The organism is Pseudomonas sp. LS.1a (genome assembly GCF_022533585.1).
Classification (GTDB): Bacteria; Pseudomonadota; Gammaproteobacteria; order Pseudomonadales; family Pseudomonadaceae; genus Aquipseudomonas.
In genome coordinates this window covers 1,797,708-1,809,784 of record NZ_CP092827.1, presented here as the reverse complement: position 1 = coordinate 1,809,784, position 12,077 = coordinate 1,797,708, and the positions used below count along the sequence as shown (strand labels likewise).

The 12,077-nt window shown below is 64.1% G+C and carries 13 protein-coding genes; 7 read left to right on the top strand and 6 right to left on the bottom strand.

Features of this window, described 5'->3' with window-relative positions; all coding sequences use genetic code 11:
- Positions 1-171: 171 nt before the first annotated feature.
- Positions 172-471 carry a PilZ domain-containing protein gene (locus tag MKK04_RS08325; protein WP_233688162.1) on the top strand — a complete coding sequence of 100 codons (300 nt, stop codon included), beginning with the start codon at positions 172-174 and terminating at the stop codon, positions 469-471.
- A 153-nt stretch (positions 472-624) separates the two neighbouring features.
- On the opposite strand, the gene MKK04_RS08320 is transcribed toward MKK04_RS08325, so the two are convergent.
- Complete coding sequence (locus tag MKK04_RS08320; protein WP_137163349.1) at positions 625-1,332, bottom strand: MlaA family lipoprotein; 708 nt, start codon at positions 1,330-1,332, stop codon at positions 625-627.
- 201 nt (positions 1,333-1,533) lie between these two features.
- On the opposite strand from MKK04_RS08320, the gene MKK04_RS08315 reads away from it, so the two are divergent.
- On the top strand, positions 1,534-2,100 hold the full coding sequence (locus tag MKK04_RS08315) for a phosphonoacetaldehyde phosphonohydrolase-related protein (protein WP_207831672.1): 567 nt from the start codon (positions 1,534-1,536) through the stop codon (positions 2,098-2,100).
- Between the two features lie 122 nt (positions 2,101-2,222).
- Complete coding sequence (locus MKK04_RS08310; RefSeq protein ID WP_207831674.1) at positions 2,223-2,486, top strand: DUF4404 family protein; 264 nt, start codon at positions 2,223-2,225, stop codon at positions 2,484-2,486.
- A gap of 143 nt (positions 2,487-2,629) precedes the next feature.
- Here the strand turns inward: MKK04_RS08310 and queF are convergent, their stop codons facing one another.
- A complete protein-coding gene (queF, locus tag MKK04_RS08305) occupies positions 2,630-3,460 on the bottom strand; it encodes an NADPH-dependent 7-cyano-7-deazaguanine reductase QueF (RefSeq protein WP_233687103.1) in 831 nt (276 codons plus the stop codon).
- Between the two features lie 264 nt (positions 3,461-3,724).
- Here queF and cinR point away from each other — a divergent pair, with 264 nt between their 5' ends.
- Positions 3,725-4,405 (top strand): two-component system response regulator CinR, encoded by a 681-nt coding sequence (gene cinR / locus MKK04_RS08300; RefSeq protein WP_015269546.1) that lies wholly within the window; start codon positions 3,725-3,727, stop codon positions 4,403-4,405.
- On the top strand, positions 4,402-5,754 hold the full coding sequence (locus MKK04_RS08295) for a heavy metal sensor histidine kinase (RefSeq protein ID WP_233687104.1): 1,353 nt from the start codon (positions 4,402-4,404) through the stop codon (positions 5,752-5,754). The genes cinR and MKK04_RS08295 overlap by 4 nt, the downstream gene beginning before the upstream one ends.
- Positions 5,755-5,888: 134 nt before the next feature.
- Here MKK04_RS08295 and MKK04_RS08290 read toward each other — a convergent pair whose 3' ends face one another.
- The 3 genes from MKK04_RS08290 to MKK04_RS08280 form a co-directional block, all read right to left on the bottom strand.
- A complete protein-coding gene (locus MKK04_RS08290) occupies positions 5,889-7,130 on the bottom strand; it encodes a lipoprotein-releasing ABC transporter permease subunit (protein ID WP_085601690.1) in 1,242 nt (413 codons plus the stop codon).
- 61 nt (positions 7,131-7,191) lie between these two features.
- Positions 7,192-7,875 (bottom strand): lipoprotein-releasing ABC transporter ATP-binding protein LolD, encoded by a 684-nt coding sequence (gene lolD / locus MKK04_RS08285; protein ID WP_169774647.1) that lies wholly within the window; start codon positions 7,873-7,875, stop codon positions 7,192-7,194.
- A gap of 7 nt (positions 7,876-7,882) precedes the next feature.
- The gene (locus MKK04_RS08280; RefSeq protein ID WP_015269543.1) at positions 7,883-9,133 is read right to left on the bottom strand and encodes a lipoprotein-releasing ABC transporter permease subunit; all 1,251 of its coding nucleotides are present in this window, start codon (positions 9,131-9,133) and stop codon (positions 7,883-7,885) included.
- Between the two features lie 93 nt (positions 9,134-9,226).
- Here MKK04_RS08280 and MKK04_RS08275 point away from each other — a divergent pair, with 93 nt between their 5' ends.
- The gene (locus MKK04_RS08275) at positions 9,227-9,811 is read left to right on the top strand and encodes a PilZ domain-containing protein (RefSeq protein ID WP_233694886.1); all 585 of its coding nucleotides are present in this window, start codon (positions 9,227-9,229) and stop codon (positions 9,809-9,811) included.
- 31 nt (positions 9,812-9,842) lie between these two features.
- Positions 9,843-10,559, top strand: a complete 717-nt coding sequence (locus MKK04_RS08270; RefSeq protein WP_233687105.1) for a glycerophosphodiester phosphodiesterase — start codon at positions 9,843-9,845, stop codon at positions 10,557-10,559.
- A gap of 48 nt (positions 10,560-10,607) precedes the next feature.
- Here MKK04_RS08270 and sthA read toward each other — a convergent pair whose 3' ends face one another.
- Positions 10,608-12,002 (bottom strand): Si-specific NAD(P)(+) transhydrogenase, encoded by a 1,395-nt coding sequence (sthA, locus tag MKK04_RS08265; protein ID WP_063913906.1) that lies wholly within the window; start codon positions 12,000-12,002, stop codon positions 10,608-10,610.
- Positions 12,003-12,077 lie beyond the last annotated feature (75 nt).

Genomic DNA, 12,077 nt, shown 5'->3' with positions numbered 1-12,077 from the left:
CTGCCCGGCAACTGTCCGGCAACTGTGAGAGCTACCTTGTAAGGCGCAGACGGTACTCCCATCCGCCAAGCGTTTCAAGCATGCAAGGGTCGACCTCGCCGCACTTTACAGGGCAAATCACCGGGAGTTATAAGAAAGTCGACCAGTGCAACCCGATGAGAAGGATGCAGCATGCCCCACACGCCCTCCAGCCATGGCGAGAAACGCGATTTCATCCGCATGCGCATCGACACCGAAGTCAGCCTTTTGCACGAAGGCCAGGTGATCGCGGCCGTGTGCCTGGACCTGTCCAGCAGCGGCATGCAGGTGCAGGCACCGCAGCGCTTTCGGGTAGGGGACCCTATCGAGGTGCGGATCGAATCCGACCACCCGGCGCTGAAGGGGCTGCATGCCAGCACCGAAGTGGTGTGGATTGCCGACCAGCCGGGCGGGCAGCAGAAGTTCGGGTTGCGGATCCTGGCGATGCATTGATCGGCCCTGTGGGAGCAACTGTCTTGCTCAAAATTTAAAAGCACATGCGCTCACTGTGGGAACGGGCTTGCCCGCGAACACGGGCGAAGCCCGTGCCATCCACTGCGTCGCTTGCTTCGCGGGCAAGCCCGCTCCCACACGGACCGCGCAGGATCAGAAGTCGTCTTCGACTTCGCCATCCTTGACCTTGAACTCGCGGTTCTGCAGGTAGGCATTGCGAATGAAGATGTACTTGTCACCCTGGATCAGCTTCTCGGCCGACAGCAGGTCGGCGCGGGTGTCGATGATGTCCAGGGCGAAGATCGAGTTGCGCGTCGGCACATGGTCGATGTAGCGGTAGGGTTCGGTGTAGGTGTCCGGGTACTTGGCCACGCCGTCACGCACGGTGCTCGGCCCCAGCAGCGGGATGACCACGTACGGGCCGCTCGGCACGCCCCAGTAGCCGAGGGTCTGGCCGAAGTCCTCGTCGTTGCGCTGCAGGCCCATCTTGGTGCCCACGTCGAAGAAGCCGCCCAGGCCGAAGGTGGTGTTGACGATCAGCCGCGCCGTGTCCACGCCCGCCGCATGGGGCTTGAACTGCAGCAGGTCGTTGGCCAGGTTGGTCACGTCACCCAGGTTGCGGAAGATGTTGTGGATGCCATCTTCGAGGAACTGCGGGGTGACCGCCTGGTAGCCCTTGGCCAATGGCTTGAGGGCATAGGTGTCGAGGGTATCGTTGAACCGGAAGATCGGGCGGTTGACCGCTTCCCAGGGATCTTCCTCGGTGGCGGCCTGGGTGGCTGCCACGGGCGCCAGCAGCATGCTGGCGCAGACACAGGCCTGGGTGACTCGTTCGATCACACTGGCACCGATCCTACGCATAGGTGTTTCTCCATCGAATTTCTCGGCCGCAAGCGCAAACGGGTCGCGCTGCTGTACGGCGGCAGTATAGAGGCTTGCGGGCTGATAAACAGCTTTACACATCTCTGCTCAATATTTTGTGAACAACTGTTGCGCGGCGCCCGCTGTCACAGGGTGGTAACAATCGCCGAATAGCCTGCGGACTATTTGAGGGAAGTTGCCATGGACGCTGCACCCGCCTTCACCGCTGTGCTGTTCGGCTTGCGCGGCTGCCTTGTGCAAGCCGCCAATGGTGGCGCCCCCTCCCCCGCACCCGGCGCCCTGGCCACCCTTGCCAGCCTGCGCCAGCGCCAGGTGCCGTGCATCTGGCTGGATGACCTCGACGCCAGCCAAAGCAGGCGCCTGGCCCACGTTTTGCCTGCCTGGCTGCCGGGGCATTCGGTGAACGGCGTGCGCTGGCCGGCACCGCACGCCTGCTGGCAGGCCCTGATGACGCTGGACAGCGAACGCCTGGACGGCTGTGTGCTGGTCAGCGGCGACCCACGCCTGCTGCAATCTGGCCTCAATGCGGGGTTGTGGACGGTAGGGCTGGCCGCCTGCAGCCCGTTCTGCGACCGCAGCTCGCGGCAATGGCAAGCCATGACCCCGCAGGAACAGGACCTGGCCCGTGGCAAGGCGACGCTGGAACTGTTCAGCCTGGGCGTGCACTCGGTGATCGACCACCTCGAAGCGCTGGACACCTGTCTGCAGGACATCGCCCAGCGCCGGCGCAAGGGTGAAAAACCCTGATACAGCACCTTTGACGCGGATCATGCAAAGCAACGGCAGGTGGATTACGCTGAAGACAGGCCAGAACCTTTGCCGCTTCGCTGAGGTCCATGGCTTGCCAAGCCATTGATGGAGAACTGCCAATGCCTGCCCGCGAATTGCAAGAGCGCCTGAACAGCTTGCGCGAGCAACTGGAACGCAACGTGCCGCTTTCGGACGAAGAGATGGCCGCGCTGCACGAAGAAGCGCGCCAGATCGAGGCGCAACTGAAGCTTGAGGAAGCCACGCCAGACCATAACCTGGTGGACGGCGTGAACCTGGCGATCGAACGCTTCGAGGCCGACCACCCCGACCTCACCGCCACCCTGCGCAGCATTGCCAACTCGCTGCACAGCATGGGGATCTAGAAGTACCGGGGCCGCTTTGCGGCCCTATCGCGACACAAGGCCGCTCCCACAGGTACAGCGCAAGCCTCGGATCTTGCGCTGTACCTGTGGGAGCGGCCTTGTGTCGCGATAGGGGCGCGAAGCGCCCCCAGCGTACTTGAACCTTACTGGCGAACCAGGCGCTGGTTCTCCGGGCTGATCGCCCCAGTGCTGCGATACGGGTTGATATCCAGCCCACCCCGGCGCACATAGCGCGCATACACCGTCAAATGCTCCGGCTGCAGCAGGTTCTTCAGGTCCAGGTAGATCCGCTCCACACACTGCTCATGGAAGTCGGCATGCTGGCGGAAGCTGATCAGGTAGGTCAGCAGGCTGGCATGGTCCAGCGCCCTGCCCTTGTACTCGACCACCACGCTACCCCAGTCCGGCTGGCCGGTGACCGGGCAGTTGGACTTCAGCAGGTGGCTGTGCAAGGTTTCTTCCACCAGCCGCTGCGGGTTGCAGTGCAGCAGCTCTGGCTGCGGCTGTTCGTAGTTGCTGATGGCAACGTCCAGCACATCGATGCACTGCCCTGGCAAGGCCACCACGCCTTGGGCCTCGACCTCACCCAGGGTACGCACCTTCACGCCAACCGGCTTGCCGGCGGCGGCGGACAGGTCTTTTTCCAGGCACGCCTGCAGCTCGCCAGGCGAGGCGAACACCGTCTGGTTCAACGAGTTCAGGTACAGCTTGAACGACTTGGACTCGATGATGTTCGGCGAATCGGCGGGGATGGCGAACTCGCCGATCGCCACCACCGGCTTGCCCGACGGCAACAACCAGCTCAGCTCGAAGCAGTTCCAGTAATCCACACCCTGCCAGGGCAAGGTCTGGGCGGTAACGCCCAGCTCGGCCCACTTGGCGGCACGCGGAATCGGGAACAGCAGCTCCGGGGAGTAGGTGGCAATGTATTCGCTGGACTTGCCCAGCGGGGAATGTTCGGCAGCGGGATGCATGGAAACTGACCTGAAGGTTCGAAATTGCCCCTAGTCTACCGGTTTTGCCCCCTGCCTTGCAGCGCAAGTCAGCGGGATTACAACTTCGTCAGTTTGGGGCGAGCAGGTGCATCGTCACGTATCATCTCAGCATCACCCGGTCCCTGTGGGAGCGGGTTCACCCGCGAACACCGGCAAAGCCGGTGCCATGCACCGTGTTGAATTCTTCGCGGGTAAACCCGCTCCCACAGGGCTTTGCGCCGCTTGCTGGAGTCAATTCACCCAATGAAACTGCTGATCGTCGAAGACCAGGCCCGTACCGGCCAGTACCTGAGCCAGGGCCTGAACGAGGCCGGCTTCGCCACCGAACTGGCCACAGATGGCGAGACCGGCCAGTTCCTCGCCCTGACCGGCGACCACGACCTGCTGATTCTCGATGTGATGCTGCCCGGCCGTGACGGCTGGCAGATCCTCCAGGCCGTGCGCCAGGCCGGCCTGGACACCCCGGTGCTGTTCCTCACCGCTCGCGATGCCGTGGAAGACCGGGTACACGGCCTGGAGCTGGGCGCCGATGATTACCTGGTCAAGCCGTTCGCCTTCTCCGAACTGCTGGCCCGGGTGCGCAGCCTGCTGCGCCGGGGCACCAGCCCCAGCCAGGACACCACCCTGGGCCTGGCCGACCTGCGCCTGGACCTGATCCGCCGCCGCGCCGAGCGCGCCGGCCAGCGCATCGACCTGACCGCCAAGGAGTTCGCCCTGCTTGAACTGCTGCTGCGCCGCCAGGGCGAGGTACTGCCCAAATCGCTGATCGCCTCGCAGGTGTGGGACATGAATTTCGACAGCGACACCAATGTGATCGAAGTGGCAATCCGCCGCCTGCGTCTGAAGATCGACGACCCGCACCCCAACAAGCTGATCCACACCGTACGCGGCATGGGCTACGTACTCGAAGAGCGCGCGGAGTGATGCGCCGGGTCTCCCTCGGCAACCGCCTGGCCCTGCTGTTCGCCGCCTGCACCGCCGCTGTCTCGCTCGGCGCCGGCCTGATATTCAGCCGGGCCAGCGAGCAGCACTTCGTCGAACTGGACCAGCAACTGCTGGACTCGCGCCTGTCGCTGTTCCGCACCCAGCTGGCCGGTATCACCACCCCGGCCGAACTGCAGGCGCGCCTGCCCGAACTGCGCGATGAACTGGGCCACCAGGCCGACCTGGCCCTGCGCATCAACGGCAGCGACGGCGCCACCTGGTTCGAAAGCCGCGCAGGCCTGCCCCTGGCACCACTGCCCGACGGACTGGCAACCCTGCACGCGCAAGGCACCGACTACCGCAGCCTGGCCGTGCACCTGGCGCAAGGCGCCCCGCAGTCGCCACAACTTACCCTGTACCTCGACATCACCCACCACCAGCATTTCCTGCAGGGCATGCAACGGTTGATCTGGCTGACGGTAGGGCTGTCGGCGCTGGCCACCGCGCTGCTCGGTGCCTGGGCTGCACGCCGCGGGCTGCGCCCGTTGCGGCAGATGGGCCAGGTGGCCGCCAGCGTATCGGCGCGCTCGCTCACCACCCGCCTGCCGGTGGCACAGATGCCCGAAGAGCTGGCCGAGCTGGCCGGCAGCATGAACGCGATGCTGCAGCGCCTGGACGATGCCTTCCAGCGCCTCTCGGCATTCTCCGCCGACATCGCCCACGAACTGCGCACGCCGCTGTCCAACCTGCTGACCCACACCCAGGTCACCCTCACCCGCCCGCGCAGCCTCGAAGAGTACCGCGAGGCCCTGCACGGCAACCTCGAGGAGTTGCAATGGATGGCGCAGATGATCAACGACATGCTGTTCCTGGCCAAGGCCGACCACGGCCTGCTGGTGCCGGGGCAAACACCGCTGGTGCTGCATGACGAGGTGGATGCGCTGATGGAGTACTACGCGCCGCTGGCAGAGGACAGCGGTGTGCAGATGCTGCGCGAGGGTCAGGCGCTGCTGCAGGGCGACCGGCATATGCTGCGCCGGGCGCTGTCCAACTTGCTGGACAACGCCTTGCGCTTTACCCCGGCGGGAGGGCAGATACGAGTGACCTTGGGGCCAGGGCTGAGGATTAGCGTGGCCAATACCGGAGCGGCTATCGAACCGGCTGCGTTACCGCGGTTGTTCGACCGCTTCTACCGGGTGGACCCGGCACGGCGGGAAGGCAGTAGCGAGCATGCCGGGTTGGGGTTGGCGATTACCCGGTCGATCGTGCAGGCCCATGGCGGACACATCAGGGCGGAGTGTGCGGACGGATGGACGCGATTCGTGATCGATTTCACTGAAGATCGGTGACATCAGGGCTGGCACGCCACCCTGTGGGAGCGGGTTTACCCGCGAACACCGGCGCAGCCGGTGCCATGCACCGTGCTGGAATCTTCACGGGTAAACCCGCTCCCACAGAGCCGCTCGATAAGCTGAAGTAGACATTAAACCGCCAGGCCAATCGCCGGCTGCACCTGCGATGCCCGATAAGCCGGGTAAATGGTCGCCAGGAAGCTCATCACCAACCCGGCCGTGCAGATGATCGCCACATCGCCCCACTGCAACTGCGACGGCAAGCTGCTGACGAAGTACACATCCGAAGTAAAGATGTGCTGCCCGCTCACCCGCTCCAGCCAACCGACGATCTGGCTGACGTTGAACGCCGCGATCACCCCCAGCACGCCACCGATCAGCGTACCGACAATGCCGATCAGGCTGCCCTGGACCATGAACGTGCCCATGATCTGCGCCGGCGTGGCGCCCAGGGTGCGCAGGATGGCGATGTCCGGCCCCTTGTCGTTCACCACCATCACCAGGGTGGCGATGATGTTGAACGCGGCCACCGCGATGATCATCATCAGCAGCAGGCCGATCATGGTCTTTTCCATCTTCATGGCGCTGAACAGGCTACCCTGGGTATGCGACCAGTCATCGGCGCGGTAGGCGTCGCCGAGCCCGGCAGCGATGGCCTTGGACACCTGTGGCGCGGCATACAGGTCGTGCAGTTTCAGGCGCACGCCCTGCACCTGGCCCGGCGCCCAGCGCTGCATGGCGCCAGCATCGGCCACGTGAATGTAAGCCTGCGAGCCATCCAGCTCGGCACCGACCTTGAAGATGCCGACTACGGTCAGGCGCTGCATGCGCGGGGTGATGCCGCCCGGCTCCTTGCTGATTTCCGGCACGATCAGGGTCAGTTTGTCGCCGGTGTTCAGGCGGAAGCGCCGCGCAGTCAACTCACCGATGACCACGCCGAACTCACCCGGCTGCAAATCCTGCAAGCGGCCCTGGACGATGTGCTGGCCGACGATCGAGACCTTGCCCTCTTCGGCCGGGTCGATACCGCCGACCTGGATCGGCTGCATCGCGCCCTTGTACGACAGCATGCCTTCCATTTCGGTAATCGGCGCCGCAGCCATCACCGCCGGGTCGCGCATGGCCGCGTCGGCCACCTTGTGCCAGTCGTCCAGCGGCTGCACGCCAAGGATGGCAGCATGCGGCACCAGGCCGAGGATGCGCGAGCTCATTTCGCGCTGGAAGCCGTTCATCACCGACAGCACCACGATCATCGCCAGCACGCCCAGCGACAGGCCGATCATCGAGGTCATCGAGATGAACGAGATGAAGTGGTTGCGGCGCTTGGCTCGGGTGTAGCGCGCGCCGATGAAGATGGGCAAGGGTCTGAACATGTACGAAAACACCCAATGAAAACAGGAAAACGGGGCGACACCGGCCACCCCGTGCAGTCGATCAGATCGCCACCAGGTGGCCGTCGTCGAGCTTCAATACACGGTCCATCTGGCGCGCCAGGTTGAGGTCGTGGGTAACCACCAGGAACGCCGTGCGCGACGCGCTGGACAGTTCCTGCATCAACTCCTGGATGCCCTGGGCCGTGTGGTGGTCGAGGTTGCCGGTCGGCTCGTCGAGCATGACCAGGCCAGGGCGGTTGACCAGTGCCCGGGCAATCGCCACCCGCTGGCGCTCACCACCGGATAGCTCGGCCGGCTTGTGGTTGAAGCGGTGCGCCAGGCCCACGCGCTTGAGCAGCGCCTCGGCACGCTCACGGGCCTCGGGGATGGGCGTGCGACCGATCAGCAACGGCATGCACACGTTCTCGATGGCCGTGAATTCCGGCAGCAGGTGGTGGAACTGGTAGACAAAGCCCAGCTCGCGGTTGCGCAGCAGGCCACGGGCACGCTCGCCCAGTGCCGACAGCTCCTCGCCGGCCAGCCAGACGCTGCCCTGGGTCGGCCGGTCGAGGCCACCCAGCAGGTTGAGCAAGGTACTCTTGCCCGAGCCGGAGCTACCCACGATAGCCACCCGCTCACCGGCGTGCAGTTCGAGGTTGAGCCCGGACAGCACCTGCACCGACTCCGGGCCCTCGTCGTAGGACTTGCCCAGGTTGCGGCAACTCAGAACGGCTTTATCACTCATGCGCGACTCACTCATAACGTAGCGCCTCCGCCGGCTGGGTGCGGGCCGCACGCCAGGCCGGGTACAGGGTGGCGAAGAAACTCAGGACCAGCGCCGCACCACAGACCATGTAAACGTCCTGGGCCTGGATCTGCGACGGCAGGTAATCGATGAAGTACACGTCGGCGTTGAGGAACTTGTGCCCGATCAGTTTCTCGATGCCGGCGATCACCGCGCTTACATTCAGCGCGGCGACGATCCCGACCACGGCGCCGATCAGGGTACCGATCACCCCGATCACCGTGCCCTGGACCATGAAGATGAGCATGATCTGCCCGGGCGTGGCGCCCAGGGTACGCAGGATGGCGATGTCGCCACGCTTGTCGTTGACCACCATCACCAGGGTGGAAATGATGTTGAACGCCGCTACCGCCACGATCAGCAGCAACAGCAGGCCGATCATGGCCTTCTCCATGCGGATTGCCTGGTACAGGTTGCCGTGGGTACGGGTCCAGTCACGGCTGTAGAACTCCTGGTCGCCCAGGCGCTGGGCGATGTCCCAGGCCACCCGCGGCGCCTGGAACAGGTCGTCGAACTTCAGGCGCAGGCCCTGGACCTGGTCGGGCTTCCAGCGGTGCAGGCGGGACAGGTCGCTGATGTTGGTCAGGCCCAGGTAGCCGTCGATCTCGCCCGCACCTACGTGGAAGGTGCCGACCACGGTGAAGCGCTTCATGCGCGGGAACATGCCGGCCGGGGTCACACTGACCTCGGGGGCGACGAAAGTGAGCTTGTCGCCGATGCCCACGCCCAGCTTGGCCGCGGCCTTGTCGCCGATCATGATGCCCCACTCGCCCGGCGCCAGCTGGTCGAGGCGGCCTTGCAGGACGAACTTGTCGATGATCGACACCTCGCGCTCGCGGGCCGGGTCGATGCCGTTGAGCAGCACCTTCTGCACCTTGCCTTCATGGGTCAGCAGGCCCTGCATCTGGGTGAAGGGCGCAACCGCCACCACCTGCGGATTCTGCTTTACTTGTTGGGCAAGGGCCGGCCAGTCGGCAATGGGCTGGCCGCTCTCCAGCGTGGCATGGGGGATCATGCCCAACACGCGGGTACGCATCTCGTGGTCGAAACCGTTCATGACCGACAGCACCACGATCATCACCACCACGCCCAGGGCGAGGCCGATCATCGAGGTCAGGGAAATGAACGAGACGAAGTGATTGCGACGTTTGGCACGGGTATAACGCGTGCCGATGAATGCGAAAAGAGGTCTGAACATGTCGGGGCTTGTTCGGATGAAAGGGAACGTCCTTGTGGCGAGGCGCCTACGGCGGCTTTACACTCGGACCACCGCCGCTACCTTGGGTTCGCCATGACGACATTAGACGAAGAAGATCGCCGCGAATACTACCGCATCGAAGATCGGATCGCACTTCAAATCAGCCCCCTTAGCGCGGCCGAAGCCCTTGACCCAGATGTGTTGCAAGATGATTCACCACTATTCAACCTGCTCAGCGAACTGCACCTGTCCGACTTCGAGTCGCAGCACCTGCTGCGCCAGCTGAGCGAAAAGGACCGCACCCTCGCCGCCTTCCTGCGCGCGCAGAACAAGCGCCTCGACCTGCTTAGCGCGGTGGTTGCCCAGACCCTGATCGGCGAAGTTGGCCAGCCCCAGCCGGTGATCATCTCCGAGGGCGGCATCGAATTCGCGCAGGCTACAGCAGTTGCCCCCGGCACCCGGGTGAAGGTGAAGATGGTGCTGATGCCGCGCGCCCATGGCCTGCTGCTGCGCGGCAAGGTCACCCACTGCGACCCGCGCCCGGAGGGCGGCTTCGAGGTCGGCACCGAATTCACCGACATGACCGACGCCCAACGGCAACTGCTGGCCCGCTACATCCTGCAGCGCCAGCAGCAGCAACGTCGCCAGCAGCTGGAACAGAACGCCCCTGCCTCCTGAGCCCATTTATCTCTGATTTGAAGGAACGAACGTGACCCTGATCTACGGCCATCGTGGCGCCAAGGGCGAAGCGCCCGAGAATACCCTGAAGAGCTTCCAGCAATGCCTCGCCCATGGCGTGACCCGCTGCGAGCTGGACCTGCACCTGTCGGCCGACAACGAGCTGATGGTGATCCACGACCCCACCCTCAAGCGCACCACCGGCAAACGCGGCAAGGTGGTCGAGCACTCGGCCGCCGACCTGGTCAAGATCGATGCCCGCAAAGGCGGCCCGGGCCACGTACAGCCCTGCCCGATCCCGAAACTGGAAGAACTGTTCCAGAAGTGCCCGTTCGAGCACTGGCAGCTGGAAGTGAAAAGCGCCTCGCGCACCCGTGCCGCAACCACCGTGCTGGCGATCCGCGAACTGGCCCAGCAATACGGCCTGCTGGACAAGGTGACCATCACCTCCAGCTCACGCGAAGTGCTGGGCGCTGCCCTGGAACTGGTACCGGATGTCAAACGCGGGCTGGTGGCCGAATACGCCTGGCTCGACCCGTTGAAGGTAGCTCAGAACTACGGCTGCGAGCTGCTGGCATTGAACTGGACACTGTGCACCCCCGAGCGCCTGCTGAAAGCTCAGGCCCAGGGTTTGCACGTGTCGGTGTGGACGGTCAACGAACCGGCACTGATGCGCCGGCTCGCTGACTTTGGCGTGGACAGCCTGATTACAGACTTTCCCGGTTTGGCCAAGACCACCCTCGGGTAGGGTTGAAATCGGTCTCTCCGACCGGCTCAGGCCACCGGTCGGAGCCGCTCAAAAAAGCCGGTTCAGGCCGTCGTAGGCAGCTACCCGATAGGCTTCGGCCATGGTCGGGTAGTTGAATGTGGTGTTGACGAAGTACTTCAGGTTGTTCAGCTCGCCCGGCTGGTTCATCACCGCCTGGCCGATGTGAACGATTTCCGAAGCCTGGTAGCCGAAGCAGTGTACGCCCAGTACTTCCAACGTTTCGCGGTGGAACAGGATCTTCAGCATGCCTTGCGGCTCGCCGGCGATCTGCGCACGGGCCATGCTCTTGAAGAAGGCTTTGCCCACTTCGTACGGCACCTTGGCCTGGGTCAGTTCCTGCTCGTTCTTGCCGATCGAGCTGATCTCCGGAATGGTGTAGATGCCGGTCGGCACGTCGTTGACGAAGCGCCAGCTGCCATTATCCACGATGCTGCCAGCGGCAGAGCGGCCCTGGTCATGGGCGGCACTGGCCAGGCTCGGCCAGCCGATCACATCGCCGGCACCGTAGATGTTCGGCACGCTGGTGCGGTAGGCCTCGTCGACCTCGATCTGGCCACGGCTATTGACCTTGATACCGATGTTTTCCAGGCCCAGCTTGTCGGTGTTGCCGGTACGGCCGTTGCACCACAGCAAGGCATCGGCCTTGATCTTCTTGCCCGACTTCAGGTGCAGGATCACCCCGTTATCCAGGCCTTCGACGCGCTCATACTCTTCGTTGTGGCGCACGGTGATGTTGTTGTTGCTGAAGTGGTAGCTCAGCGCCTGGGAAATTTCCGAGTCGAGGAAGCTCAGCAACTGGCCACGGTTGTCTACCAGCTCTACCAATACACCCAGGCCGCTGAAGATCGAGGCGTATTCGCAACCGATCACGCCGGCACCGTACACGATCAGCTTGCGCGGGGTGTGGCTGAGGCTGAGGATGGTGTCGCTGTCGTAGACACGCGGGTGGTGGAAGTCGATGTCGGCCGGGCGATACGGGCGCGAGCCGGTGGCAATGATGATGTGCTTGGCGTTGAGCTTTTCCACCACACCGTTCGGGCAGACCACTTCGACGGTTTGCTCGTCGGCGAAGCTGCCGGTGCCGACGAATACGTCGACGCGGTTACGGGCGTAGTAGCCGGTGCGCGATGCTACCTGCTTGGCGATGACTTTCTCGGCGCTTTTCAGCACGTCCGGGAACGAGAACCAGCGCGGCTCACCGATGGCACGGAACATCGGGTTGGTGTTGAACTGCATGATCTGCCGCACCGAGTGACGCAGTGCCTTGGACGGGATGGTGCCCAGGTGGGTGCAGTTGCCCCCGACCTGACGACGGCTATCGACCATCGCCACCTTGCGCCCTGCTTTGGCGGCGTTCATTGCCGCACCTTCTCCGGCCGGGCCGGAACCCAGCACCACTACGTCGTAGTTGTAGACAGCCATGCGTACTCCTTCAGAACTGGCCCGCAAGCCACGGTCGCTCGCGGGGCGCGATCATGCCGCCAGGGCGTCATGAGA

What these genes read in the sequence shown, in the direction of transcription:
- MKK04_RS08325 (WP_233688162.1), top strand. Translation starts at nt 172, where the DNA reads ATGCCCCACACGCCCTCCAGCCATGGCGAGAAACGCGATTTCATCCGC.
- MKK04_RS08320 (WP_137163349.1), bottom strand. Translation starts at nt 1,332, where the DNA reads ATGCGTAGGATCGGTGCCAGTGTGATCGAACGAGTCACCCAGGCCTGT.
- MKK04_RS08315 (WP_207831672.1), top strand. Translation starts at nt 1,534, where the DNA reads ATGGACGCTGCACCCGCCTTCACCGCTGTGCTGTTCGGCTTGCGCGGC.
- MKK04_RS08310 (WP_207831674.1), top strand. Translation starts at nt 2,223, where the DNA reads ATGCCTGCCCGCGAATTGCAAGAGCGCCTGAACAGCTTGCGCGAGCAA.
- queF (WP_233687103.1), bottom strand. Translation starts at nt 3,460, where the DNA reads ATGCATCCCGCTGCCGAACATTCCCCGCTGGGCAAGTCCAGCGAATAC.
- cinR (WP_015269546.1), top strand. Translation starts at nt 3,725, where the DNA reads ATGAAACTGCTGATCGTCGAAGACCAGGCCCGTACCGGCCAGTACCTG.
- MKK04_RS08290 (WP_085601690.1), bottom strand. Translation starts at nt 7,130, where the DNA reads ATGTTCAGACCCTTGCCCATCTTCATCGGCGCGCGCTACACCCGAGCC.
- lolD (WP_169774647.1), bottom strand. Translation starts at nt 7,875, where the DNA reads ATGAGTGATAAAGCCGTTCTGAGTTGCCGCAACCTGGGCAAGTCCTAC.
- MKK04_RS08280 (WP_015269543.1), bottom strand. Translation starts at nt 9,133, where the DNA reads ATGTTCAGACCTCTTTTCGCATTCATCGGCACGCGTTATACCCGTGCC.
- MKK04_RS08275 (WP_233694886.1), top strand. Translation starts at nt 9,227, where the DNA reads ATGACGACATTAGACGAAGAAGATCGCCGCGAATACTACCGCATCGAA.
- sthA (WP_063913906.1), bottom strand. Translation starts at nt 12,002, where the DNA reads ATGGCTGTCTACAACTACGACGTAGTGGTGCTGGGTTCCGGCCCGGCC.